The following is a 26032-nucleotide window of genomic DNA, read 5'->3' on the forward strand; positions in this document are numbered from 1 at the left end:
TGCTCCGGCTCCGGCGGACGGGCACCCGCGGATGAGCGGACCGTCAATAAGTACGTCACGTAATGCGCTTCAATACAGGGACCGGCGCCTTTGCCGCAGTGAGCAAATCTGCTGCCTGAACACATCTGCCGCATCGAACTGATCTGCTGCACTGAACAGAAGCGCATACCCGTCCCCCGTATCATTCTTTAGGAGCGCCGCCGGTGCGCACACGGAAGGTATGGGGAAATCGTGGACAGTTCGCCCAACAGCGTCACGGCGGAGCCCCTGGGTGGCCGCTATCAGCTGGGGGAGTTGATTGGCCGGGGCGGCATGGCGTCGGTCTACGCTGCCAAGGACCTGAATCTTGGCCGGGACGTTGCCCTAAAACTCTTCGCGCCTCAATCAGCTGATCCTGACGAGCTTCGCCGCCAGGAGGCAGAGATCCAACTGCTGGCAACCCTGAGCCATCCAAGCCTGGTGACGCTGTTCGACGTCGGGACGGACACCCGGGTTCCCGACGAACCCCGGCCCTTCCTGACCATGGAACTCGTAGACGGCCAGGATCTGCGGACCCGGATCCGCCACAGTCCCCTGCCGCTGGACGAGTTGGCCGTGGTCGGCGCAGGGATAGCCGACGCCCTCGCTTACGTCCACGGGCTCGGCATCGTCCACCGGGACATCAAACCCGCCAACATCCTCCTGGTGCCGGTCCGGCCAGGCGAGCCGCTTCGGCCCAAGCTCACAGACTTCGGCATTGCCCGGATCATCGATGGGACACGGCTTACGTCCACGGGAACCCTGGTGGGAACGGCCGCCTATCTCAGTCCGGAACAGGCCCGCGGCGCCGATCTCGGACCAGCGAGTGACATCTACTCCCTGGGCCTGGTCCTGCTCGAATGCCTCAAGGGCGATGTGGAGTACCCGGGAAGCGCCGTCGAATCCGCCGTGGCCCGTTTGCACCGCGCACCCGTCATCCCGGACGCCGTGCCCGAGGAGTGGGCACAGCTAATCCAGGCCATGACAGTCCTCGACCCGTTGGACCGCCCCTCGGCCGCCGAACTCGAGGCTGCCTTCCGGACCGCCCTCGTTTCCCCCGGGTCCCTGCCGGGGCCCGTCCAAGCGGAGCCCACCCGGACACTCCCAGTCCCGCCGCCGAGGCGGCCCCGCCCATCCCGGCCCGAATCCGCAGGAGCAACGGGAGCGGCGGCGGGAGGAACACGCTCCTTGAGCTGGCTGGACCCGGATGCTCTGCCGCGCCGGCCGCGCCACCGTCTTTCGCATTCGCATGGAGCCTCCTGGTTCCTCCGGGCCGGGCTCCGCACCCGCCTGGCCCTGCTGCTTGCCGGACTGGCAGTCCTTGCTGTCGTAGCAACGGTCGCCGTCACACTGTCCGTCCCGGCGGCCCCCGACGTCGTCCCCTACCCCACCGTTACGGGGCCACTCGGCGATCATCTGAAGAATCTGCAGAAGGGCGTGGAACCATGAGCCATTCGCGAACAGCCGGGCAGGACCACGACGGTCCCAGGTACCGGGTGCCGGCGGGTCTCCTCGCGGGACTGCTGGTGGCCGGGGCACTGGCCGGCTGCGGCTCCCCTGCGCCCGAGCTCGGCCGCGACGCGGCCAGGCAGCTGCAATCCCAGGTTCTGGCTGTCAGCGAGGCTGCGGCCGCCAATGATCCCGCCGGTTCCCTGAAGCACCTTGACGAGCTACTGGCCCGCCTGGATGCCGCAGCCGCGAGCGGCGAGGTGTCCTCCAGACGCCACCAGAGCATCAAGTCATCGATTGAGGCCGTCCGGGTGGATCTTGCCGCGCAGCAGGCGGCCGAGGCGGCCCGAAAGGCGGCGGAAGAAGCATCGGCTGAACAGGCTGCCGCGGCTCAGGCGGCAGCTGCTGCCCAGACTGCCCCTGCCGCCGTTGCCCCGGCGCCGGCTCCCGCTCCGGTCGCCAGCGATATCGCGAACAGTAACGGCAAATCGAAGGACAAGGGGAAGGGCAAGGGCTGAGGAGCCGCCTACCTGGTGCCGCACCAGATTCCGCGACGGTAAAAGGCCGCGACATCGGCCCTGGCCGCAGACCGACCGGGACGCCTCCGTCGTCACCATCGTCAGCCTGCTTACTATTTCGGAGGAAGTCCGCTAGCGTGGAGAAACGGCCTTGCGCCGGTCAACGACAAGAATCGCGGACTGCCGTCCGCCAATCGAAGGAGTGACGCCTGCATGGCAACTGTTCAGGAATCCATCGAAGTCAATGTTCCGCTGAACCAGGCCTACAACCAGTGGACACAGTTCGAGGAATTTCCGCTCTTCATGAGCGGCGTGGAATCCGTTAGTCAGCTGGACGACACCACTGTCCATTTCAAGACCAGCATCGGTGGAGTCCGGCGTGAGTACGACGCGCGGATCACCGCGCAGGAACCGGACCGGCGCGTGTCGTGGGAAAGCCTTGACGAACCACGGAATGCTGGCACCGTTTGGTTCGAGGACCTCGGCGACGCCGAAACGAAGGTGAACGTCGAGCTGACCTGGGAGCCGGACTCGGCCGCGGAAAAGGTCGGCGCGGCCATCGGCCTTGATTCCCGCCAGGTTGCTGCCGACCTGAAGAAATTCAAGCTGTTTATCGAAGAGCGCGGCGCCGAGACGGGCGGATGGCGCGGTCGCGTGGACGCAGTCGCGCCGGGCGCCACCACCGCCGTGCCGCTCCAGGAGGAGGTGGGCTACGGCGCGGAACCTGCCTTCCAGCGCGTGGACACCGATCCCGACCTTGCCCCCCAGCCGCCCTTCGGCCAGGACCAGCAGCGCTGACCTGGCGTTCGCACTGATCCGGCTGGGTTGCGCTGCCGGACTGGCGGCAAAACGCCCCGCCTCCCTTTCGGGAGACGGGGCGTTTTGCATGGCGACCTAGCGGGCGCCGTGGAGCGCTGCGGGAGCGCCGCGGCGGTGACTACTTGGTCAGCGTCGCCAGCACTTCGCTGAACTTCGCCGAGGGGCGCATGACCGCTGTGGCCTTGGCCTCGTCCGGCCGGTAGTACCCGCCGATGTCCACCGGGGAGCCCTGCACGGCCAGGAGTTCTCCGGTGATGGTGTCCTCATTGGAGTTCAGTGCCTCGGAAACGGCGGCGAAGGCCGCGGCGAGCTCGGCGTCGTCGCTCTGGCTGGCCAGTTCCTGGGCCCAGAACTTGGCCAGGTAGAAGTGGCTGCCGCGGTTGTCCAGCTCGCCGGCCTTGCGCTTCGGGGACTTGTCCTCGAGCAGGAACGTGCCGGTGGCGCGGTCCAGGGTGTCAGCCAGGACCTGGGCGCGGGCGTTGCCGGTGCTGGTGGCGAGGTGCTCGAAGCTGACGGCCAGCGCGAGGAACTCGCCCAGGCTGTCCCAGCGCAGGTGGTTTTCCTTGAGCAGCTGCTGGACGTGCTTCGGGGCGGATCCGCCGGCGCCGGTCTCGAACAGGCCGCCGCCGTTGATCAGCGGCACCACGGAGAGCATCTTGGCGCTGGTGCCCAGTTCCAGGATCGGGAAGAGGTCCGTGAGGTAGTCGCGGAGCACGTTGCCGGTCACCGAGATGGTGTCCTCGCCCTTGCGCAGGCGTTCCACCGTGAAGGCGGTGGCCTCGTCCGGGGACATGATGGCGATCTCCAGGCCCTCGGTGTCGTGGTCCTTGAGGTATTCCTCCACCTTGGCGATCATCCGGGCGTCGTGTGCACGGCCCTTGTCCAGCCAGAAGACGGCGGGTGTGGCGGAGGCGCGGGCACGGGTGACGGCGAGCTTGACCCAGTCACGGATCGGCAGATCCTTGGTCTGGCAGGCGCGCCAGATGTCGCCCGGGGCGACCTGGTGCTCGATCAGCACGGTGCCGGCGTCGTCGACGACCTGGACGGTGCCGGCGGACTGGATCTCGAACGTCTTGTCGTGGCTGCCGTATTCCTCGGCGGCCTGGGCCATGAGGCCGACGTTCGGGACGGTGCCCATGGTGGTGGGATCGAAGGCGCCGTGGGCGCGGCAGTCGTCGACGACAACCTGGTAGATACCGGCGTAGCTGCTGTCCGGGAGGACGGCGAGGGTGTCGGCCTCCTGGCCGTCACGGCCCCACATGTGGCCCGAGCTGCGGATCATGGCCGGCATCGAGGCGTCGACGATCACGTCGGAGGGCACGTGCAGGTTGGTGATGCCCTTGTCGGAGTCGACCATGGCGAGTTCGGGGCCGTCGTTGAGGCCCTTTTCGATGGCCGCCTGGACGTCGCCGCGGATCTCCTCGGGGAGGTCCCCGAGGCCGTTCAGGATGGAGGCCAGGCCGTTGTTGGGGCTCAGGCCGGCGGCGGCGATCTGCTCGCCGTAGGTGGCGAAGAGGTCAGCGAAGTAGGCCTTGACGACGTGGCCGAAGATGATGGGGTCCGACACCTTCATCATGGTGGCCTTCAGGTGGGCGGAGAACAGCACGCCCTCCTCCTTGGCCCGGGACACCTGGGCGGCGAGGAATGCATCCAGGGCCGCCGCGCGCATCACGGTGCCGTCGATGACCTCGCCGGCCAGGACCGGGAAGGCACGCTTAAGGACCTTGACAGTGCCGTCTTCCTTGACGAGCTGGATCTTGATCTTGGTGTCCGCATCGATGACCACGGACAACTCGTTCGAGCGGAAGTCATCGGCCTCCATGTGGGCCACGTTGGTCTTGGAGTCCGGAGTCCACGCGCCCATGCTGTGCGGGTTCTGGCGGGCGTAGTTCTTGACCGAGAGCGGAGCACGGCGGTCCGAGTTGCCTTCGCGCAGGACAGGGTTCACGGCGGAGCCCTTGATCTTGTCGAAGCGGGACCGGATGTCCGTTTCCTCATCGGAGGTGGGGTTGTCCGGGTAGTCCGGCAGCGCGTAGCCGTGGCCCTGGAGTTCGGCGATTGCGGCCTTCAACTGGGGCACGGAGGCGCTGACGTTGGGCAGCTTGATGATGTTGGCTTCGGGCGTCTTGGCAAGGGCACCAAGCTCGGCCAGGGCGTCGCTGACGCGCTGCTCTTCGGTGAGGTAGTCGCCGAACGCGGCGATGATGCGGCCGGCCAGCGAGATGTCGCGGGTCTCCACTTCCACACCGGCCGTCGAGGCGAACGCCTCAATGATCGGCAAGAACGAATAGGTGGCCAGCATCGGCGCTTCGTCGGTGTGGGTATAGATAATCTTTGCCATTGCTCGGGCGTCTCCCTGAAGGTCTGGGTATTTCCGGAATCTTGTGTTATCTCAACACCCCTAACTTACCCGAGGTGCCCCCGTTGGCGCCTACCGGCGTCGTGCGCGGACGGATAGGTGACACCCCAACACGGCATAACAAGAATTGACAAGCTACTTTACAGGTTAGTCAATTTGCCGTAGTTTCGTTCCATCCAGCGGCCGCCACCAGCGGCCGCCCCGCATTTCCACCGGTTAGGACACCCATGAGAACACCCAAGACTCTGGCCACCAGCCTGCTGACTCTGTCGGCCGCCGCTCTGCTGGCCCTGAGTGCCGCGGGGGCGGCCACCGCCTCCCCCGCCCCGGCCAAGGCACCGGTTTCCGCCTCCGATGTCGCAAGCCACACCGTCACCGAAACGGGGACGGCCGACTACTGGACCCCGGAACGCATGCGCAATGCCGTCCCCGGCGACGTCCTGGCCGACAGGGCCATGAAGCGCAGTGGCAAGGCCGCCTCGGCCCAGGGCCCAGCGGAAACGGGCGCGCCGAGCAAGGTAGAGGCCGCTGCTCCGAAGCTGCAAACCCAGGCGCTCCAGACCAAGGCCAATGCGAGCGAGACCCCCGTCCCGCACATCGGCAAGGTCTTCTTCACCCTCGGCGGCACCAACTACGTCTGCTCCGGCAACTCGGTCTCCTCCGCCAACAAGAGCACGGTCTCCACGGCCGGACACTGCGTGAATGAGGGTCCGGGCGCCTTCGCCACCAAGTTCACGTTCGTCCCGGCGTACCTGAACGGCGCGGCCCCCTACGGCATGTGGACGGCCAAGGCCCTTTACGCCCCCACCCAGTGGAGCTCCGCGGGCGACATGACCTACGACACCGGCTTCGCCGTAATGTCCACGCTCAACGGCCAGTACCTGAGCGACGTCGTCGGCGGCTCCGGACTGCAGTTCAACGCCGCCCGCGGCCTGAGCTACAAGTCATTCGGATACCCGGCCGCGGCGCCTTTCAACGGTGAATCCCTCAAGAGCTGCAGCGGCACCGCCACCAACGATCCCTACAACCCGCAGTTCAACACCCAGGGGATCCCCTGCAACATGACCGGCGGGTCCTCGGGCGGTCCGTGGTTCATCGGCACCAGCGCTTCCGGCTACCAGAACTCCATCAACAGCTATGGCTACGGCAGCAAATCCACCAAGATGTACGGCCCCTACTGGGGCACAGTCATCCAGCAGGCCTACACCACCGCGGCCGCTTCCTAGCCTGAGGGCACGGGCCCCGTTCACGCGGGGCCCGTGCACCCAGCCTTGTCACCCCAGGTGCGTGGACAGGGTGCGTGGATGCCCAGCCTTGTTACCCCGGGTGCGGACCGGGGTGGATGCCCAGCCGTGTTATCCCTAGCGCGGGCACCCCCGCTTTGATTCGCGGCCTGTTTGTTCAACCCTTGATTGCCCAGCCTCTTGTTTAGCCCAACCCTTGTTTCCTCCAGCCTTTGTTACCCCGACCTTATGCACCCCAGCGCGGGGTCACTTGCGGCCCCTCTTCAGCAGTGGGGAGGACGCGGTGGCCCCGCGTTGGCATCAGTCGGCGACGGCGGCTATCCGCTGGACATGCCCTCCCCACACGGCATGGCTTGGACATATACCCTCTATGTCCGGGCCTTGGCGCGAACAATGGGCATGTCCCCCGGGGCAGGTCCTCGACGGTCCGCAATCAATGAGCCTGTCCCCCGGGCTGGTCCCCGGCGCTCCGGCAAGATTGAGCATGTCCCCAGGTTGGCCCGGCCAGCGTCAGGGCTCACGGGACATGCCCTCCTCACACCCCGAGGCCTGGACATATACCCCTGTGTCCGGGCCTTGGCGCGAACAATGGGCATGTCCCCCGGCCGGTCCCCGGAGTCCGTAATGAATGAGCATGTTCCCAGGCAGGAATGAGCATGTCCCCAGGTTGGCCCTGCCAGCGTCAGAGCTCGTGGGACATGCCCTCCCCACACCCCGAGGCCTGGACATATCCCCTTCATGCCCACTCCTTGCCGCGAACAATGAGCATGTCCCCCGGGCAGGTCCCCGGAGTCCGAAATGAATGAGCATGTTCCCAGGCAAGAATGAGCCTGTCCCCAGGCCGGCCCGGCCAGCGTCAAAACTCACAGGACATGCCCTCCCCACGCCCCGAGGCCTGGACATATCCCCCATATGCCCACTCCTTGCCGCGAACAATGAGCACGTCCCGCGGAAAGAATGGGCATGTCCCGCGGGCCGGCCACCAGCCCACTTTTGGGCACAAAAAATGGACATGTCCTCCGGATGAGGGAGGGCATGTCCATTCTTTGTGCGGTTTGGTGGAACAGACCTTGGTGGAATAGACCTAGTGGAAGAAGTGGCGGGCTCCCGTGAAGTACATCGTGATGCCGGCGGCGTTGGCCGCGGCGATGACTTCCTCGTCCCGGACGGAGCCGCCGGGCTGGACGACCGCGCGGACGCCGGCATCGACCAGGATCTGCAGTCCGTCGGCGAACGGGAAGAACGCGTCTGACGCTGCCACCGCGCCGCGGGCACGCTCGGGTGCTTCGGACGCGTCGGTTCCGGCTGCCCCGCCGGCGGCATCGACGTCGGACTCCACGGTGACGCCGAGCGTGTTGGCGCGCTCGACCGCGAGCTTGCAGGAATCGAGCCGGTTGACCTGGCCCATGCCGATGCCGACGGCGGCACCGTTGTCCGCGAGCAGGATGGCGTTGGACTTGGCTGCGCGGCAGGCGGTCCAGGCGAACGCGAGGTCGGCCAGGGTGGCGGCATCGGCGGCGTCGCCCGCGGCAAGGGTCCAGTTCGCGGGGGTGTCGCCGTCGGCGTCGACTTTATCCGTGGCCTGGACCAGCATGCCGCCGGAGACCTGGCGGAACTCGGTCGGGTAGCGGCCGTATCCGTCGGGGAGGGCCAGGAGGCGGATGTTCTTCTTCTTGGACAGGATCTCCACGGCCTCTTCGTCGAAGCCCGGCGCGATGACGACCTCGGTGAAGATGCCGGCCACGGTGCGGGCCATGCCGGCCGTGACCGTGCGGTTAGCGGCGATGACGCCGCCGAACGCGGACACGGGATCGCAGGCGTGGGCCTTGGCGTGGGCGTCGGCGATGGGGTCCGCCGCCGAAGCGGAACCCACGGCCACGCCGCAGGGGTTGGCGTGCTTGATGATGGCGACGGCAGGCTCGGCGAAGTCGAAGGCGGCGCGCAGTGCGGCGTCGGCGTCGACAAAGTTGTTGTAGCTCATGGCCTTGCCGTGGATCTGGTCGGCCTGTGCGATGCCGGCCGGGGCGGCCTTGTCCACATACAGTGCGGCCTGCTGGTGCGGGTTTTCGCCGTAGCGGAGCACCTCGGAGCGTTCCAGGGCCAGGCCGGCGTAGGCGGGCCAGTCGATCACGCCGTCGCCGTCCTCGTCGCGGAACTGGCTGGCGGTCCAGGTGGCCACGGCGGTGTCGTAGGCCGCGGTGTGCGCGAACGCCTTGGCGGCGAGCTGGCGCCGGGTCTTCAGGTCAAAGCCGCCCGAGGCGGCCGCCTCCACCACGGCACCGTAGGACGACGGGTCCACCACGATTGCGACGGCGGCGTGGTTCTTCGCGGCGGAGCGCACCATCGCGGGGCCGCCGATGTCGATCTGCTCGACGACGTCGTCCGGCGCGGCACCGGACTTCACGGTCTCCACGAAGGGGTAGAGGTTGACGACGACGAGGTCGAACGGCTCGATCTCCATGTCCGCGAGGGTCTGCATGTGGGCCGGGACGCGGCGGTCCGCGAGGATGCCGCCGTGCACGCGCGGGTGCAGGGTCTTGACGCGGCCGTCCAGCATTTCCGGGGAGCCGGTGACTTCCTCGACTTCCTGCACGGGGATGCCCGCGGCGGCGATCTTCTTGGCCGTGGAGCCCGTGGAGACGATCTTGACGCCGGCGGCGTGCAGGCCTTGAGCGAGCTCCTCCAGACCGGTCTTGTCGTAGACCGAAATCAGTGCCCGGCGGATGGGAACTCGGTCGATGGATACACGGTCAAGCTGCGTGAAGCTCACAAAAGTCTCCGTCTTATATCGCGGCGGGGCCGCGGGTGGTGGGGATGCGGCCAGTTTATCGCGTCCCGGCGCCGGGCCGTCCCGCGCGCCAGAGTGTGAAGCACACCCGGGCCGCGGCCGGGGCACGTAGAGTTTTCACAGGAGGCCAAGATGAACACGTACACCACTGTGCCCAGCGGCGAACAGGTGGTCCAGGAGCTGCCGTGGCGGTGGAAGGTCCAAGGCCGGATCTTCCTGATCGGCGGACTGGGCTTCATGTTCGATGCCTGGGACGTCACCCTCAACGGCATCCTCATTCCGTTGCTGTCCAAGCACTGGTCGCTGAGCCCCGGCGATGCCGCCTGGATCGGCACCGCGAACCTGATTGGCATGGCCCTGGGCGCCTTTGTCTGGGGCACCATCGCGGACACCATCGGCCGCAAGAAGGCCTTCACCGCGACCCTGCTGATCTTTTCCATCTTCACCGTGCTCGGCGCGGTCTCCCCCGATTTTCTGTGGTTCGTCGTGTTCCGCTTCCTGGCCGGGTTCGGCCTGGGCGGCTGCATTCCGGTGGACTATGCGCTCGTGGGCGAGTTCACCCCCCGCAAACAGCGCGGCCGGGTGCTCACCGCGATGGACGGCTGGTGGCCGATCGGCGCGGCCCTCTGCGGTTTTGTCTCCGCCGGCCTCGTGGCCCTGTACGGGGATTGGCGGCTGACCATGCTGGTCATGGTGCTCCCGGCGCTGCTGGTGTTCTGGATCCGCCGCAGCGTGCCCGAATCCCCGCTGTTCCTGATCCGCAAGGGCCGCCGCGAGGAAGCCGCGAAGGTCATCGACAACCTGGTTCGGGCCACCGGCGCCGAGGCCCGGGTCTACAGCCTGCCTGAACCGCAGGATGCGCCCCGCCTCTCGGCAGGCAGCGCATGGACGCAATTGCGCGCCCTCTGGCAGTTCAACTGGAAGATCACGACGGCGGCATGGGCCCTCTTCTTCAGCATCCTGCTGGTGTACTACCTGTCGCTGACGTGGATGCCGCGGATCCTGATCGGCGCCGGCTTCGAGGAGTACAAGGCCTTCCTGACCACGGCGTCGATGGCCGCCGTCGGACTCCTCGGCGTGGTGGTGGCCGCGCTGCTGGTGGAGCGGGTGGGCCGCAAGTGGATCCTGGCGATCACCGGTCCGCTGTCAGCCCTGACGCTGGTGATTGTGGCGATCGTGGTGGACATCCCCACCGCCGCCGTGTTCTGGCTCCTCGTGTTCGGCTTTGTAGTGCAGGTGGCCATCCCGGTGCTCTATGCCTACGTCTCCGAGCTGTACCCCACGGAGCTGCGCGGCTCCGGCTTCGGCTGGGCCTCGACATTCTCCCGGCTCGGCGCCGGTTTCGGCCCGCTGATCTTCGCGGCTTTCCTGTGGCCGGAACTGGGGCTCGCGACGTCGTTCGCGCTGGCCGGCGTCCTGGTGCTGATCTCCGTGCTGTGGATGGCGTTCTTCGCCCCTGAAACCAAGCAGCGCCGGCTCGAATAACGCGCCCACACCACCCGTTGCGCTATCACTTCAGGCGGTTCTGGGTGCTGCGAGACCACCTCAAGTGATAGCGCATCGGGGAAATCAGGCGGGCGGGTCAGGCGGGGGCGTGCTGGGCCGCGGCCAGGGTCGCCAGGGTGGAGACCAGGAGCCGGCGCTCCACGACCTTGATGCGCTCGTGCAGGGATTCCTCGCTCTCGCCGTCCCCGATCGCCACGGCTTCCTGCGCGATGATGGGGCCGGTGTCCACCCCGGCGTCGGCCCAGTGCACCGTGCAGCCGGTGACCTTCACGCCGTAGGCCAGTGCATCGCGGACACCGTGGGCGCCTGGGAAAGACGGCAGCAGCGCCGGGTGCGTGTTGAGGTATTTGCCGCCAAACGCGTCGATGAAGTCCGCGCTGACAATCCGCATGAAGCCTGAGGACACCACCACATCCGGGGCGAAGCCGGCGACAGCCTCGGTCAGGGCCGCATTCCAGGCTGCCCGGTCCGGGTAGGCCTTGAAGTCCACCACGAACGTGGGAATCCCGGCGGCGGCGGAGCGCTCCACCCCGAAAGTCCCCGGCCGGTCCGCGCCGACGGCGGCGATCTCGACGTCGAGCGCGCCGGACGTCACCGCATCGATAACTGCCTGGAGGTTGGAGCCGGTGCCGGAAACGAGGACAACTATGCGCATGGTCCTAGCTTATGGGGCCGCTCGCGTAGGCTGGAAAACATGAATTCCCCCACGGACTCCGGCAGCGAGCCGGGCCGGCAACCCCGCGATACGGCTGTCAAAGAATCCGCGCGGCTGACCCACACCCTATTCCGGCTGTTCATCGTCGCGGTCCTGGGCTCGTTCTTCGTCTTCCAGCTCGACGTGAGCTACCTGTGGCTGACGGCGCTCCTCACGGCGGCCGGGATTGTGCTGGGCGTCGTGGTGCTGATCCGGGCCGTGAAGTACAAGGAATCCCGGCTGGTCCTGTTCGGCACGATTTCCGGGCTGGTGGTCTCGGCGGTGATGCTGCTGGTGATCCTGGCCTCGACGCTGTTCTTCAACCAGATCCGCGACTACCAGCAGTGCGTCCGCCACGCCCTGACGGAGCAGTCAACGTCCGCGTGCAGGACGCAGCTGGAGAACTCCATGCCCACGGGGCTGCGCTAGCTGTTGCCTTAGCGGCTGCTGACCGTCTCCAGGTCCGCCTCACGCAGCTTCTGCTGGCGTTCCAGCCAGGGTCCGGCCGCGTACCCGATCACGACGCCGATCCCTACCTCCGCGGCAACGAACAGTGCCGTGCGGAGCGGATCCGGCCCGATCTCCGTCAGCCGCCCGATGCCGGCCGAGCCCCGGGCCAGCCAGGCGAGTCCCGCCGCGAGCAGCCCGGCGACGGAGCCGATCACCGCGCCCAGCACCAGGGTGGAGGCCGCGGCGGTAAACCAGCGGGCCCGGATCTTGATGGACAGCCATTCGTCGAAGTGGTTTTCGCCTTCGCGCAGGAACCACCAGCCGGCCAGCGCCCCGGCCAGCGCCGGCACCACCAGTGCCACGAAGCCGAAGTCGAGCGAGCCGGCCGGCAGCGCGGCGAACACCGGAATGGACGGCAGCGGCCCGACGGCGGTCCCGAGCGGTCCGGCCAGCGAGCCGACGCCCAGGGCGAAACCCGAGCCGCAGATCCATGCCAGGGCAAACACGACGAGGTTGGGCAGGAAGCCCAGCTGCACGATGGTGAGCACGCCGCCGCCCATGGCGCCGGCGTCGAGCCCTTCATAGACGGCGACCACAAGGTTCCAGTGGATGAAGAGGTCGACGGCGAGCAGCGCGGCAGACATTGCCAGGCTCGCCATCAGCGCCACCGATCCGGCCTTGATGGCCGAGCCCAGGTACGAGCCGGCCCAGCGGGAGTGCTGGCTGGTGCGGGACAGCCAGGCCACGGCGTCGACGCCGATCAGCCGGCTCCACGAGCCTGCCTCGCGGCGCGCGCCGACCACCATGCCGAGCCCGAACGGGATGAGCGGGATAAACGCGGCGGCCCAGAGGCTGATGCCGACGTCGGCCGTGCGGCAGACGAAGCCCGTGGCGATCCCGAACCCCGCGTACACCAGCCAGGACCCGAGCAGCGCCTGCCAGAGCTGGTCCGTGTAGGAGGCGCGGGCGAGGCGTCGTCCGGCGCGCCAGGCGAGCAGGAACGGGATGAGGGCCAGCCCCAGCGGAATGAGGGAGAGCGTGCCGGAATCCGGGTGCGCCGCGGACCCGGCACTGGCCGTATCCAGCAGCAGCGGAACGCCGTGGATCAGCAGCCAGGCCTGCCCGGCCAAACGAGCCAGCACGTCGAAGCCGCTGTTCTGGAATCCGGCCGTTGCCCAGACCGTGACGATCGGCGCCACCACCACGAGGGCGGAGATGACGGCGGCCTGGGCGGATTCGAGGCCGCCCTGCAGCCACAAAGGCATGGGCAGCCCACGTTGTCCGGTCTGATCAGCGCGCAGTTTCATCGAGATCCATGGTGCCACGCGCCCGGCATCCGGCCGGTTTCCGACAGGCACAACGCCCGGATCCGCGGAATTCGCCCTCATGGGCCGCCGAGCTTTTTCCAGACCCGGGCCGTAAAATTGTAAATGTCCGCAATCAGTGGTTGGAGGCAGAACATGACTACCGCATCTCCCCATGCGCATGGCGTTCATTTTGGTCGGACAGATGTACAGAACGTTGGCATGGGTGTAGGTATCGTCCTTTTAGTCGTAGGCGTCTTGGGGTTCATCCCGGGCATCACCACGAACTACAGCGAACTGAGGTTCTTCGGGCCTGATTCCAAGGCTATGTTCCTCGGCCTGTTCCAGGTGTCGATGTTGCTGAACATCGTTCAGCTCGCGATCGGCGCCGTCGGCCTGACCATGTCCCGGACCGCCTTGGGCGCCCGGAACTTCCTCATGGGCTCCGGCTTGCTGTACATCGTCCTTAGCATTTACGGGTTTATCGTCGGCGTGGATTCGGCGGCCAACTTCCTGTCGCTGAACACCATGGACAATTGGGCCTTTATGGTGATGGGCATTGCAATGGCCGGCGCAGGCTGGCTGATGTCGAGGCATATTGAAGAAGGTGTGGAGACCCGGTCATCAACCCCCGGGACATAGGGAGCCGCGAATGAGTAACGTTTCATAGAATCGAAAAAATTCGTACTACCTGCTGGTGCAGTGGTTTAGCGGAAACGCGGCGGCTGCACCAGCTTTCTGTGTGCCCGCTTCCTGCCTGCTCGGCACAGTTTCCGTCGACGGCGAAGCGTCCGGCCAGCCGGAAGGCCGGGACCTTGTGAGTCCCGGCCTTCCGTAATGCCTACGCACTTGCCGCTGGTCCCGCGGCTGGCAGTGCCGCGACTGACGCTGCCGCGTTAGGTGGTGCTGTGCTCCAGGCGGGGCGGAAGGGTGTCCCACTCCGTTTCAGCGGCCCGCATCCAGGGAAATGGCAGCAGCTCCTTGATCCGGACCTTCCCCACTTCGCCCTCGGCATCCACCAGGACGGACGTCTCGGTTCCGTATGAACGCAGCAGTTCCCGGCAGAGGCCACAGGGGTTCGTGACTTGGGGTTGTCCCTGTCCGTCCATACTGACGGCCACTACGGAGTGGATTGATGCCTCCTGCGCCATGCGGGCATTGGCGAGGGCGCTGGATTCGGCACACACGTTGATGCGCTTTGCGCCAATGTGGAGCCCGAGGTAGATAGCCCCCGACTCACCGCGCATGGCCGCGGCCACCCGGTGGTTCTCGCTGTGATGGGCGGTAAGCAACAGCCCACGAGCTGCCTCGTAAAGCTCCACGTCTGACACGTCGAGATCAAAGGAGATCACGTTTGCCTCCAGGCTGGTTCGGTCCGGGCGACTGGCGTCCATGAGTGTTCCTGCTTTCCTGTGTTCCTGCCCTGACCGTGTTCTTACCTGCCGATGAAGATGCCGTTTTTCTTCCGGGCCAGCAGGTAGAAGACGATGCTGAGCGCCGACAGGACGGCCACGTAGACCGGGAAGATCCAGGACGCGTTCACGGACTGGAGCCAGACCAGGAGGTAGGAGGCAGTGCCGCCGAAGAGAGCGACGCCCAGGCCGTAGCCGAGGGCAGTTCCGGCGCCGCGGATGGTCTTCGGCATGAGGGAGCTGCAGACGACGTTGTACAGGGTCATGTTAAGGACCAGCACGACGGAGCCGCCGAGGAGGACGGCCGCGAAGCCCGCGATGCCGGGCTTGACGTACATCAGCATCAGGAAGACGGACGGAATGGCGAGCGCGCGGGTGATCAGGAACCACTTGGAGATCGACTTGCCATCGCAGACCTTGCTGATGATGAGGCTTCCGATAACCAGCACGACGCCCAGGACGGTCGTGAGCGCGAAGACAGCGGTTGCGTCTTCCTTGAAGCCGCTGCGGGCCGCCGTCGGGAGGCCCGTGTTCCACGCGTAGTTGTACGCCTGCGCAGCTCCGACGACGAACGTGATGGCCAGCACGCTGAGCCAGTGCTTGCGCACCCCGCCCCAGACCTTTTTCGCGGAGTTGTCCGCCAACTCCTCGGGCTTCATGGTTTCCGGAAGCGTCCGGCGAAGGTAGACCACCACAAAGCCGAAGGCCGCGCCGACGATGAAGGGCACACGCCAGCCCCAGTCGGCCATGACGGCTCCGCCGAGCATCAGGGACGACAGGTAGCTGACCAGCGAGGCGAGCAGGATGCCCGCGTTGACGTAGAAGGAGATGATGCCCGCGACAAAGCCCTCGCGTCCCTCAGGGACGAGTTCGACGGCGTGGGCCGTGGACAGCGGAGCTTCAACGCCTGTGGAGATGCCCTGGATGATGCGGCAGACCAGCAGGATGACGCCGGCGGCGGCCCCGATCTGGTCGTAGGTGGGGCACAGGGCAATGATCAGGGTGGTGCCGGCCATCATCATGATGGACCAGAGCATCACCCGGCGGCGGCCTATCCGGTCGGCCAGGGTGCCGAGCATGATTCCGCCCAGCGGACGGAATGCGAAGCCGACGGCGAAGACTGCCAGTGCGCTCAGCGTGGCGGCAACGGGGTCCTGCGACGGGAAGAACTTCGGCCCGATGAATGCCGACAGAAGGCCAAAGACCATCCAGTCGTACCACTCCAGGGTGTTGCCTAGTCCGAGGCCCAGCAGCCCGCGGCGTACTTCCGGCGAGAGCCGGGACTTCCGGCCGCTCTCTAGGTCAATCTTGACGGCAGTGTCAGTCATGATACTTTTCCTTCCCCCGCGCCTTCGGGGCGCGGGAGGGTACGGATCACCGGCGGACGCCCTGTTGGGGTCACCGGTAATCGAAACTATCGTTTGGCTTGGTCCGCAGGGCGGGACCGGCTCACCACATGGGAGGCGAGTTAGCCCAGATAGCTACGCATGCCTCTTCGTAGCGATTGAATGCAAACGGGCCATCCAGCTCGGCAACATGGAACGGATCCCCGAAGGAACGCGTCTTGTTAACCGGCCAACATCGGGCTTGCGGATGGCTTGGCAGATGCCACTGCATCAGTACAAGGGAACGATCACGAACGCGGGCCGGGCGCGCCTTCCGCCAGAAGGTCGTTGCGCCCCGTCCCTGTTCGCTTAGCGTCGAACCCAAAGTGTTGCGGCTCACACAACTATATTGAAGTTCTTCACAGAGTCAACGATTTTCAGGAAAGTCCCGTCCCGCCGCAGCAGGCTGGCCGACAAAGCTGCACGTCAGGCGCCAATCCGGGCGGGAGAAGTAAAAATATTTACCAAAACCTTGATTCGCTAAAAGTTTTCACTATAGTTATGTGTGTCAGCTCACCAAGAGAAAGACGGGCCATGGCAACCGAAAGCGTCACGGGATCTTCCCCAGCCGGCACGAGCGTCCTCCTTGCCACCGTAGGCAACAAGGTCCGCAACATGCGCAAGGACAAAGGAATGACCCTTGCGAAGCTCTCGGAAGTCACCGGCCTCAGCCCGGCGATCGTAAGCCAGATCGAACGCGGCCTGGCCAATCCGTCTTTCACCACTTTGGCGCAGCTGGCGCACGGCCTGGACATCCCCGTGGGCAAGTTCTTCCTCGGACAGGAAGAAACCAGGTCCCCCGTGGTCCGCAAGGCCGAGCGGCGAAACCTCAAGGGCGTTACCAAGAAGTCCATGGGTGAGGCGGTCTTTGAACTGCTCACCCCGGACCTCAACGGTGCGCTGGAGGCCCAATGGATCGTGAGTCCGCCAGGCCACGACACCAGCGCCACTCCTTTCCGGCACAGCGGCGAGGAATTCGGCATCATTCTCTCCGGCCGGAAAGACGTCTTCCTGGACGGCGAGAAATACACCCTCGAAGCAGGCGATTCAATCACCTTCTCTTCGGATACGCCGCACTGGTACAAGAACAGCTACGAAGAGGTCTGCGTAGCGATCTGGGTTAACGCACCTCACGCGTGGTGATCAGCCGGCCCTAGCCGCCGTCGCCAACTCCGGTCCCGACACCCAAGGTGCCCGCCGGAACCTTATCTACACTCCGCAGCAAGGTCCGCAAGGGGCCGCGCTGCGTCATACCCTCTGCCGGGTGGATTTCACGGTCAGCGTCGCCGCAATCCCCTCCTGAGCACCGTCTTCTACGTCACCGGCCGCTCTTCCAACGGCACTTTCGCCGGAAAAGTTAGGATCCCCATGAACCCGTCTACAGCCATGTCGTCGCTGGAACTCAGCACCACCACGGCGGACCTCACCGCTCCCGTCATTTCCCGCTCCGACGTCCTCGTGGTGGGCGGTGGCCCCGCAGGTGTGGCCGCCGCCGTCACCGCGGCCCGCTCCGGTGCCTCGGTCACGCTGCTGGAACGCTACTCCTCCCTCGGCGGCCTCGCCTCCGGCGGCATGGTGCTGGTCCTGGATGACATGATCAACGGCCAGGAAATCACCGTCACGGGCATCGTTTCCGAGTACGTCGAGCGCCTGCAGAAGCTGGGCCTGGCGATCGTGCCGCCGGCCGATGACCGCAAGACCTCCGAGGAACTGTGGAACAAGTGGGGCCGCTACGGCACCTTTGACTTCCATTCGCACACCACCCCCAAGCCGGTCTGCTACGCCGCCGCCTTCGACCCGGACGGCTGGAAGCGCGTCTCCAACGACCTCGTCCGCGAGGCCGGCGTCAACCTCCGCCTGCACTCCTGGTTCTCCCGCCCGATCGTGGACAACGGCGTCATGAAGGGCGTCATCTGCGAGACCAAGTCCGGCCCGCAGGCTTTCATGGCGGACATCGTCATCGACACCACGGGCGACATCGACGTCGCCTCCCGGGCCGGCGCCAGCTACGTCAAGGACAGCTACCTCACCACGCTCGTCTTCCGCCTCGGCAACGTGGACACCAACGCCGCGGAAGCGTTCGAACAGGCCAACCCGAAGGAAGCCCGCGCCATCAACCGCAAGATCAAGCGCCTCCTCGGCGGGGCCTGGGAACTGTGGTGGCTCAAGACCCCGATCGACGGCGTCGTCTGGTGCAACGCACCGCACATGACCGGCTTCGACGGCGTGGACCCGGCGGACATGACCGCCGCCGAGTTCGCCGCACGGGACCGCATCACCGAGGCGGTGGACTACGTCCGCGCCAACCTGCCCGGCTTCGAGAACTGCTACATGCTCGACGTCGCGTCCCAGATGGGCGTCCGGCAGACCCGGCTGCTGGAAGGCGAGTACGTCATGACGAAGGACGACGTCACCTCCCGCCGCCACTTCGCCGACACCGTGGCCCGCGGCCGCGACTACTACTACCCCTACCGCTCGCTGCTGCCTAAGGAAGTGGACCAGCTGCTGGTCGCGGGCCGGCACTACTCCGCCACCCCCGAGGCGCAGAAGATGTCCCGCGAAATCCCGCCCTGCATGGCCATGGGCCAGGCCGTCGGCGTCGCCGCCGCGCTGGCGGTCCAGACCGGCACCCTCGTCCGCGACGTCTCCGCTTTGGACATCCAGCAGGGCATGCGCCGGCACGGCGCGGACCCGGGCGACGTCCCGTCGTCGAACGCCACCGTTGACGCGGATGTGGCGGTGCCGGCATGAGCACCGTCATCGACGACCTGCTGTCAGGCACAACAACTGCAAGCACGACGGCGGCCACCGCCGCTGAACCCGCCGGCACCCCGCTCCCGCTCGATGGAATCAAGATCGTGGACTTCACCCAGGTGTTCATGGGCCCGTCCTGCACCCAGCTGCTGGGCGACTACGGTGCGGACATCATCAAGGTGGAACGCCCGGGCGCCGGGGACATCTCCCGCAACTCGTTCCCGGACAAGGACGGCCAGGACAACCCGATCTTCCTGTCCATCAACCGGAACAAGCGCAGCATCTCCGTGGACACCCGCACCGACGACGGCAAAGCCGTGCTCCGCCGGCTGCTGGCCGACGCGGACGTGGTGGTCAGCAACTTCCGCTCCGGCGTGATGGAGCGGATGGGCTTCGGCTACGAGGAGCTCAAGGAGCAGAACCCGGGCATCATCTGGGCCTCCGGCACGGGCTTCGGCCCCGAGGGCCCCTACTCGCACAAGGGCGGCCAGGACGCGATCGCCCAGGCCTACTCCGGCGTGATGTGGCGGCGCGAGTCGGACGACGTCAAGCCGTCCATCTACCCCACCACGCTGTGCGACTACATCACCGGCATGCACCTGATGCAGGGCATCCTGCTGGCGCTGCGCACCCGGGAAACCTCCGGCGTCGGGCAGAAGGTGGAGGTGACCATGTACGACTCCATGCTGCACCTGCAGATGCAGGAGGCGTGCATGCAGCTCAACCGCGGCTACGAGGTCAACTGGGGCGCCATGCCGCTCAGCGGCGTCTTCGAAACCACCGACGGCGCCGTCTGCATGGTGGGCGGCTTCACCCCGGACCCGCTGCTGCGCATTTCCGAGGCCCTGGGCCTGGACGAGGACCTCACGGCCCGGCCCGAGTTCGCCAACCTGGAGCAGCAGTTCGAGAACAAGCCGGCGCTGCAGGCGATTTTCCGCGAGCGCATCGCCACGAACACCACCGAGTACTGGACCTCCCAGCTGGAGGACCAGGGCCTGCTCAACGCCCCTGTGCACACGCTCGAGCAGACCCTGGCCGACGCGCAGACGCACGCCAACAACATGATCGTCGAGGCAGAACACCCCGGTGTCGGCACCGTGAAAATGCTCAACGCGCCCATCCGGCTCTCCGCCACCCCGCCCACCATCCGCCGGGTGGCCCCGCGGCTCGGCGAACACAACGTCGAGGTGCTGCTGGAGAACGGGTTCGACGCCGAGACCATCGAGCGCCTGCAGCAGCTGGGGGTGCTCCGGTGACGGCCACAACAGACTCCCCCGCGAAGACGATGCTGGACCAGGTCACCCTGAGCGTCGAGAACCACGTCGCCACGGTGGTCATCGACCGCCAGCACGTGCTCAACGCCGTCGATGGCACCGCCCAGGCCAGGCTCAACGAGATCTGGGACCAGCTCGAAGCCGATCCCGACGTCCGGGCCGTGGTCATCACGGGCGCCGGCACCCGGGCGTTCTGCGTGGGCGCGGACATGTCCGCCTCCGCCGTGGACAAGACGGGCCTTGAATACTGGGCGGGCCTGGACCCGAACGGCTTCGGCGGGCTCAGCCTGCGCACCACGCTGGACATCCCGGTGATCGCCCGGGTCAACGGTTACGCGCTCGGCGGCGGCATGGAGATCGTGCTCGGCGCGGACATCGTGATCGCCGCGGACACGGCCCGCTTCGGGCTGACGGAACCGCGCGTCGGGCGCCTGGCGCTCGACGGCGGCATCCACCAGCTGGTGCGCCGGATCCCGTACACCCAGGCGATGGGCATGCTCCTGACCGGGCGGAAGGCCGAGGCCGCGGAGATGCAGTCCATGGGCCTGGTCAACGAGGTGGTCCCCGCGGAGGAGCTCGACGCCGCCGTGCAGCGCTGGCTGGACCAGATCCTCGCCTGCGCCCCCACCTCCGTCCGGGCCGTCAAGCAGATGGTCACCCGGACCTTGCACCTGACCGCCACCGAGGCCCGCGGACTCCGGCTCCCCGCCCTCATGGCGGCGCTGGACAGCGAGGACTCCGCCGAGGGCGTGCGCGCCTTCCAGGAGAAACGCCCGCCGGTCTGGCCGGGACATTAGGAGACGGACGCTAGCCGTTCCACCGCCTGATTTCCGGTGGCTGACGTTCAGCCGCTCGAAGAACAACAAGAGCTTAGAAGGAGAAACCAATGCGGGAGTCACTGACACCCGGCGTGTGGGGCGTCGTCGCCACACCGTTCCAGGGCAGCGCCCTGGATGTCGACACGGACAGCCTGGCCGGACTCGTGGGCTACTACGAGTCGATCGGCGCCACCGGACTCACGGTCCTGGGCGTGTTCGGCGAAGCCGCGGCCCTGACGGCAGCCGAGCGCAGCTTGGTCCTGGAAGTGATCGTGGAGGAAACGCGCCTGCCCCTCGTGGTGGGAGTGACTTCCCTCTACACCGGCACGGCCGTCGATGAAATCCGCTCCATCCAGGCAGCCACCGGGGACCGGCTGGCGGCCGTCATGGTGCAGGCCAACTCCGCCAACCCCGGCGTGGTCATCACCCACCTGAACGCCATTCACCAGTCCACCGGCGCCAACGTGGTGCTGCAGGACTACCCCCTGGCCAGCGGCGTCAACATCAGCACCGAGGCACTGATCTCCGTGGTGCAGGCCTGCAGCTTCGTCACCGCGGTCAAGGCCGAGGCCCCGCCCACGTCGGTGGCGATCGCACACCTCACCGCAGCCCTCGACGTCTCCGTGTTCGGCGGCCTGGGCGGCCAGGGACTGCTGGACGAGCTCATGGCCGGCGCCGCCGGGGCGATGACCGGATTCTCCTACCCGGAGGCGCTCATCGCCTGCGTGCGGGCCTGGCAGAAGGACGGCTACGAGGCCACCCGCGATGCCCTGCTGCCGTACCTGCCGCTGATCAACTTCGAGCAACAGGCCAAAATCGCGCTGGCGGTCCGCAAGGAATGCCTGCACCAGCGCGGACTGATTGCCGACGCCGGTGTCCGGGCCCCGGCCGCGGTCTTCCCGGAGGTTCTTCGGACCGGGCTGCGCACCCATCTGGCCGAGGCCGCCAAGGCCCTTGGCCCGAACCCGGCCATCGCCCTCGCCACAGCGGGGAGGAACTAATGGACCTCGGAATCAGCGGGAGGACCGCCCTGGTGGCCGCTTCCACCGGCGGACTTGGCCTCGCCGTCGCCCGGGCCCTCGCGGCCGAAGGCGTACGCGTAGCCATCACCGGCCGGCGCCGCGAGCGGGCCGAGGAGATCGCGGCCGGCCTCCAGGCCGACGGGCACAGCGCCGTCGCCGTCGAAGCCGACCTCAGCACCGCCGACGGCGTCGCCGCCGCTGTCGAACGCACCATGGATGCGCTCGGGCCCATCGACATCCTTGTCCTCAACGGTCCCGGACCGAAGCCCGGCGCGGCCGCCACCCTCGGCGCCGACGACATCGCCGCGGCGTTCGAACAACTGGTCAAACCGCACCACGCCCTGGTCTCGCACATCCTGCCGGGCATGCGGGAACGGCGCTGGGGACGGATTCTCGCCGTCGGTTCCAGCGGCGTCGTGGCGCCGCTGCCCAACCTGGCCGTATCCAACACCGGCCGCGCGGCGCTGGCCGGCTACCTGAAGACCCTCGCGGCCGAGGTCGCCCTGGACGCCGTCACGGTCAACATGCTCCTTCCCGGACGCATCGCCACGGACCGGGTCGCGGAACTGGACCAGGCCGCTGCCAAGCGCCGCGGCACCACGCCCGAGGAAATCCAGCTGGAATCCCGCAAGACCATCCCCGCCCGCCGCTACGGCGAACCCGAGGAATTCGGCGCCGCCGCGGCGTTCCTCTGCAGCGCCCCGGCCTCCTACATCACCGGCGTGGCGCTGCGCTGCGACGGCGGCCTCATTCGCGGGCTCTAACCGACCCGCACGCACGCTCTCTGCTCCGACTCTCCCGAAGGAACACCATGACTTCCACGATCACCGACCACTCCACCAACTCCACCGAGCGGGACCTCATCACCGCCCGGCACCTCATCAACGGCGAATGGCTCGGCGGGGCGGACACCGAACGGATGAACCCTGCCCGCCCGGGCGAGCTCGCCGCACTCTCCCCCAGCGGCACCGCAGCCGACGTCGACGCCGCCATCACCGCCGCCACCGCCGCGCAGCCTGCCTGGGCAGCCCTGCCCGCCCCGTCCCGCGGCGCCATCCTGATGGCCGCCGGAAACCTGCTCCTGGACCGCCAGGCGGCCATCGCCGAGGACCTCGTCCGTGAAGAGGGCAAGACCCTCGCCGAGGCCAAGGGCGAGGTCAAGCGCGCCTCCGACGTGCTGCGCTTCTTCGGCTCCCTCGGCTGGGCCGCCACCGGCGAGGTGCTGCCCAGCGGCCTGCCGGACACCACCATCACCACCCGCCGCGAGCCGTTGGGCGTCGTCGGGCTCATCACGCCGTGGAACTTCCCCATCGCCATCCCGGCCTGGAAGGCCGCCCCGGCGCTGATCAGCGGCAACGCCGTGGTCATCAAGCCTGCCGAGCTCACACCGCTCTCAGCCACGCACCTGGCCCGTGCTCTGCAGGATGCCGGCCTTCCCGCCGGTGTGTTCAACGTGGTCCACGGCAAGGGCCGCGTGGTGGGCGACGCCCTGGCCCGCGATCCCCGCATTGCCGGGATGTCGTTCACCGGCTCCACCAACGTGGGTCTGGGCCTGCAGGAGATTCTCAACGCCCGCCGCGCCCGGGTGCAGCTGGAAATGGGCGGCAAGAACGGCGTGCTGGTCCTGGACGACGCCGATCCCCGCAAGGCTGCCCAGGTGGTGGCGGCCGGCGCGTTCGGCCTGACCGGCCAGGCCTGCACCGCCACGTCCCGCGTCTACGTCACGCCGGGCATCCGCGAGGAATTCCTGGCGGCCCTCGTCGAGGAAGCAGCCACCTACACCCCCGGTGACGGGTTCGACGCAAAGATGGGCGCCGTCGTCAGCAGCCAGCAGTTCGAACAGAACCAGGCAGCGGTGCGCACCGCCGTCGAACGCGGCGCCACGCTGCTGCACGGCGAGTACGACGGCGGCACGGACACCGGCTTCCGCTTCCCGGCCGCCATCCTCACGGACCTGCCGTTCGACGACGCCGCCGTGACCGAGGAGATCTTCGGTCCCGTGGTGGCCGTCCTCGAGGTCCCCGACTATGAGGCCGGGCTCGCCGCGATCAACGATTCCCGCTACGGCCTCACCGCCGGCATCTGCACCGACTCCCTGGCGTTCTCCACGGACTTCGCCGCCCGCGCCCAGGCCGGGGTCATCAAGGTCAACCGTCCGACGGCGGGCCTGGACCTGAACGTGCCGTTCGGCGGCGTCAAGGACTCCTCCACCAACACGTTCCGCGAACAGGGGAAGTCCGCGCTGGACTTCTTCACGTGGGGCAAGACCGTCTACACGGGCGTGTAGCCAGTCATGACGTACGTGATCGCCCAGCCCTGCGTGGATGTCAAGGACAAGGCCTGCATCGACGAATGCCCGGTGGACTGCATCTATGAGGGTGAACGCTCGCTCTACATCCACCCGTCCGAGTGCGTGGACTGCGGCGCCTGCGATCCCGTCTGCCCCGTGGAGGCGATCTACTACTCGGACGATGTCCCGGACGAGTGGGCCGATTACGTGCGGGCCAACGTGGAGTTCTTCGAGGAGCTGGGGTCGCCGCAAGGCGCCTCAGCCCTCGGAAACCTGCACCGCGACCATCCTGTGGTGGCGGATGCGCCCGCAACGGCCGGCGCCGTCGGCTGAGCCCGTGACTGTGGAGTTCAGCGCTTCGTGCCGGCGTTCTGTGATCGCTTCGTATCGCTCCCTGTGATCGCTTGGTGTCGCTCCGCTACTGCGGGCGGGTGCGAGTTTGAGGTCCGTCAGCTCGCGGGGTCGTACTGGAACGCACGCACCTCGTGCGCGCCATTGTGTCGCCTCCTTGATCGCACTACACGGATGGAATACATCCTCGCGAATGGGCGCGCTACGCAACAGCCCCAGACCTCCCAGCCGACCGCCGACGATCCGCTGCGGGCGCCGCGTCAAACGGTGTGACGGTGATCAACTGGCGGGCCGCCAGGCACACCGATCTGCACCCGTCGCGACCCGAGTCGCGCGAATCGTTGTTGGCGGGCGCTGGGCGCGGTAGCCTTGCAGCCATGCTGAGGCCGGTCGCGGAGGGTGTGCTGATCCACGAGAGCGAGTTCTGCCAGAGCAACGCCGTTGTGGTGCAAGGCCGGGCTGGCGTGTTGCTCATCGACCCCGGGGTGCACGGCTACGAAATGGCCTGCCTCGCGAACGACCTGTCCGATTCGGGCCAGACCGTTGTGGCAGGCTTCTCGACGCATCCTCATTGGGATCACCTGCTCTGGCACGCCGGGCTCGGCGCGGCGCCCCGTTACGGCACCGCGCGCTGTGCGGCTACTGTCCGGGATCGGCTGTCGGCCGGGCTCGATTCACGCCGGCTCGGCATCCCCGAGCAGGTACCGCTGGACCTGCTCGGCCTCATTACGGGCCTGCCCGCCGGGATGGCGCAGATTCCTTGGGATGGCCCTCATGTCCGGATTATTGAGCATCAGGCGCACGCCCCGGGCCATGCGGCGCTGTTGATTGAGGAACGCGGGGTTCTCGTCGCCGGCGACATGCTTTCTGATGTCTTGATTCCGATGCTCGACTTGAACGACACCGCTGACCCGATCGAGGACTACCTCGCCGCGCTGCGGCTGCTCGAGGGCGTGGCGGGCGACGTCGATGTCCTCGTCCCCGGCCACGGGTCCATCGGCGGAGCTGATCAGATACGCGCACGGATCGACCAGGATCGGGCGTACCTGCACGCCTTGCGTGATGCCCATGTTCCCAGCGACCCGCGGATCGGCCCGTCGGCCATGCCCGGCTGGGACTGGGTGGGCGGCGTGCACGCAAGGCAACTCGAGCTCCTCGCCCGAAGAAGCGAGCGCGACGGGACGCCCGGCTAGCGATCGTCTTGCGAGCATGGGGGTGACATTTGGCGCTGCGAAAACGCCGCCACTTATCGCTGCGATTCACCGCCATTGAGTAATCGCTCGATGTCGCAGTTGTCGGCGGCAGGTGCCGTCTTACGTGGCATGGGAGGCGAGTTCAGGAGGTGAGTGCAACACCCTGAATTCTGTGGGGTGTCGTCGATGGGCAGGCCGTGGTCGCCGTTGAGTGTTCGTTTAGCGTTCTGGGAAGGGCTGGATGCCGGGCTGTCGGTAGCTGTAGCGGCGCAGGCCGCGGGGGTGTCGCGTCCGACTGCGTACCGGTGGTTGAGCGAGCATCAGAAGGTGTTGCCATCGCCGGTTCCGGATTTCAGTGTGCCCCGTGCAGGGCTTTTGTCGTTG

The 26032-nt window shown here is 67.1% G+C and carries 23 protein-coding genes; 17 read left to right on the top strand and 6 right to left on the bottom strand.

Translation table 11 applies throughout. The features are described 5' to 3' along the window. Positions 1 to 228: 228 nt before the first annotated feature. From AC1D2F_RS08855 to AC1D2F_RS08865, 3 genes are all read left to right on the top strand, one after another. Positions 229 to 1467, top strand: a complete 1239-nt coding sequence (locus AC1D2F_RS08855; RefSeq protein ID WP_364747507.1) for a serine/threonine-protein kinase — start codon at positions 229 to 231, stop codon at positions 1465 to 1467. Continuing rightward, on the top strand, positions 1464 to 1985 hold the full coding sequence (locus AC1D2F_RS08860) for a mucin-associated surface protein (RefSeq protein WP_229996097.1): 522 nt from the start codon (positions 1464 to 1466) through the stop codon (positions 1983 to 1985). Before AC1D2F_RS08855 ends, AC1D2F_RS08860 begins: the two co-directional genes overlap by 4 nt. A gap of 213 nt (positions 1986 to 2198) precedes the next feature. Continuing rightward, positions 2199 to 2783, top strand: a complete 585-nt coding sequence (locus AC1D2F_RS08865) for an SRPBCC family protein (RefSeq protein WP_229996098.1) — start codon at positions 2199 to 2201, stop codon at positions 2781 to 2783. A gap of 139 nt (positions 2784 to 2922) precedes the next feature. Here the strand turns inward: AC1D2F_RS08865 and AC1D2F_RS08870 are convergent, their stop codons facing one another. Continuing rightward, positions 2923 to 5145 (bottom strand): NADP-dependent isocitrate dehydrogenase, encoded by a 2223-nt coding sequence (locus AC1D2F_RS08870; RefSeq protein ID WP_229996099.1) that lies wholly within the window; start codon positions 5143 to 5145, stop codon positions 2923 to 2925. Positions 5146 to 5390: 245 nt separating this feature from the next. Between AC1D2F_RS08870 and AC1D2F_RS08875 the strand changes: the two genes are divergently transcribed. Then, on the top strand, positions 5391 to 6389 hold the full coding sequence (locus AC1D2F_RS08875; protein WP_229996100.1) for a trypsin-like serine peptidase: 999 nt from the start codon (positions 5391 to 5393) through the stop codon (positions 6387 to 6389). Between the two features lie 1102 nt (positions 6390 to 7491). Here AC1D2F_RS08875 and purH read toward each other — a convergent pair. Beyond that, entirely contained in the window at positions 7492 to 9177 is a 1686-nt protein-coding gene (purH, locus tag AC1D2F_RS08880) for a bifunctional phosphoribosylaminoimidazolecarboxamide formyltransferase/IMP cyclohydrolase (RefSeq protein ID WP_476966552.1), read from the bottom strand. 150 nt (positions 9178 to 9327) lie between these two features. Here purH and AC1D2F_RS08885 point away from each other — a divergent pair, with 150 nt between their 5' ends. After that, positions 9328 to 10680 (top strand): MFS transporter, encoded by a 1353-nt coding sequence (locus tag AC1D2F_RS08885; protein ID WP_229993994.1) that lies wholly within the window; start codon positions 9328 to 9330, stop codon positions 10678 to 10680. Between the two features lie 97 nt (positions 10681 to 10777). Here the strand turns inward: AC1D2F_RS08885 and purN are convergent, their stop codons facing one another. Beyond that, the gene (gene purN / locus AC1D2F_RS08890) at positions 10778 to 11356 is read right to left on the bottom strand and encodes a phosphoribosylglycinamide formyltransferase (protein WP_229993995.1); all 579 of its coding nucleotides are present in this window, start codon (positions 11354 to 11356) and stop codon (positions 10778 to 10780) included. Between the two features lie 39 nt (positions 11357 to 11395). On the opposite strand from purN, the gene AC1D2F_RS08895 reads away from it, so the two are divergent. Further along, positions 11396 to 11824 (top strand): hypothetical protein, encoded by a 429-nt coding sequence (locus tag AC1D2F_RS08895; RefSeq protein WP_229993996.1) that lies wholly within the window; start codon positions 11396 to 11398, stop codon positions 11822 to 11824. An 8-nt stretch (positions 11825 to 11832) separates the two neighbouring features. On the opposite strand, the gene AC1D2F_RS08900 is transcribed toward AC1D2F_RS08895, so the two are convergent. Beyond that, complete coding sequence (locus AC1D2F_RS08900) at positions 11833 to 13152, bottom strand: cell division protein PerM (protein WP_476966553.1); 1320 nt, start codon at positions 13150 to 13152, stop codon at positions 11833 to 11835. Positions 13153 to 13305: 153 nt separating this feature from the next. On the opposite strand from AC1D2F_RS08900, the gene AC1D2F_RS08905 reads away from it, so the two are divergent. Then, the gene (locus tag AC1D2F_RS08905; RefSeq protein ID WP_090583425.1) at positions 13306 to 13791 is read left to right on the top strand and encodes a DUF4383 domain-containing protein; all 486 of its coding nucleotides are present in this window, start codon (positions 13306 to 13308) and stop codon (positions 13789 to 13791) included. 254 nt (positions 13792 to 14045) lie between these two features. On the opposite strand, the gene AC1D2F_RS08910 is transcribed toward AC1D2F_RS08905, so the two are convergent. Continuing rightward, positions 14046 to 14543: a cytidine/deoxycytidylate deaminase family protein gene (locus AC1D2F_RS08910; RefSeq protein ID WP_229993998.1), complete on the bottom strand. Its 498-nt coding sequence runs from the start codon at positions 14541 to 14543 to the stop codon at positions 14046 to 14048. Positions 14544 to 14584: 41 nt separating this feature from the next. Beyond that, complete coding sequence (locus AC1D2F_RS08915; protein ID WP_229993999.1) at positions 14585 to 15889, bottom strand: MFS transporter; 1305 nt, start codon at positions 15887 to 15889, stop codon at positions 14585 to 14587. 591 nt (positions 15890 to 16480) lie between these two features. Between AC1D2F_RS08915 and AC1D2F_RS08920 the strand changes: the two genes are divergently transcribed. The 10 genes from AC1D2F_RS08920 to AC1D2F_RS08965 form a co-directional block, all read left to right on the top strand. Further along, positions 16481 to 17089 (top strand): helix-turn-helix domain-containing protein, encoded by a 609-nt coding sequence (locus tag AC1D2F_RS08920; protein WP_229994000.1) that lies wholly within the window; start codon positions 16481 to 16483, stop codon positions 17087 to 17089. 225 nt (positions 17090 to 17314) lie between these two features. Next, positions 17315 to 18697 (top strand): FAD-dependent oxidoreductase, encoded by a 1383-nt coding sequence (locus tag AC1D2F_RS08925; RefSeq protein WP_476966554.1) that lies wholly within the window; start codon positions 17315 to 17317, stop codon positions 18695 to 18697. Then, positions 18694 to 19956, top strand: coding sequence for a CaiB/BaiF CoA transferase family protein (locus tag AC1D2F_RS08930; protein ID WP_364747173.1), 1263 nt, complete (start codon positions 18694 to 18696; stop codon positions 19954 to 19956). Before AC1D2F_RS08925 ends, AC1D2F_RS08930 begins: the two co-directional genes overlap by 4 nt. Before the next feature lie 29 nt (positions 19957 to 19985). Continuing rightward, entirely contained in the window at positions 19986 to 20771 is a 786-nt protein-coding gene (locus AC1D2F_RS08935; RefSeq protein ID WP_364747505.1) for an enoyl-CoA hydratase-related protein, read from the top strand. 89 nt (positions 20772 to 20860) lie between these two features. Continuing rightward, positions 20861 to 21793 (top strand): dihydrodipicolinate synthase family protein, encoded by a 933-nt coding sequence (locus AC1D2F_RS08940; RefSeq protein ID WP_364747171.1) that lies wholly within the window; start codon positions 20861 to 20863, stop codon positions 21791 to 21793. After that, entirely contained in the window at positions 21793 to 22578 is a 786-nt protein-coding gene (locus AC1D2F_RS08945) for an SDR family oxidoreductase (protein ID WP_364747169.1), read from the top strand. Before AC1D2F_RS08940 ends, AC1D2F_RS08945 begins: the two co-directional genes overlap by 1 nt. A gap of 47 nt (positions 22579 to 22625) precedes the next feature. Further along, on the top strand, positions 22626 to 24101 hold the full coding sequence (locus AC1D2F_RS08950; RefSeq protein ID WP_476966555.1) for an aldehyde dehydrogenase family protein: 1476 nt from the start codon (positions 22626 to 22628) through the stop codon (positions 24099 to 24101). A 6-nt stretch (positions 24102 to 24107) separates the two neighbouring features. Beyond that, positions 24108 to 24437, top strand: a complete 330-nt coding sequence (fdxA, locus tag AC1D2F_RS08955; protein ID WP_090583443.1) for a ferredoxin — start codon at positions 24108 to 24110, stop codon at positions 24435 to 24437. Between the two features lie 287 nt (positions 24438 to 24724). Beyond that, complete coding sequence (locus AC1D2F_RS08960) at positions 24725 to 25648, top strand: MBL fold metallo-hydrolase (protein ID WP_476966556.1); 924 nt, start codon at positions 24725 to 24727, stop codon at positions 25646 to 25648. A gap of 186 nt (positions 25649 to 25834) precedes the next feature. After that, positions 25835 to 26032, top strand: a 198-nt coding sequence (locus AC1D2F_RS08965; RefSeq protein WP_476966563.1) for a helix-turn-helix domain-containing protein, incomplete at its 3' end; no start/stop codon positions are given.

The sequence above is a fragment of the Arthrobacter sp. P1_B3 genome, assembly GCF_056406615.1.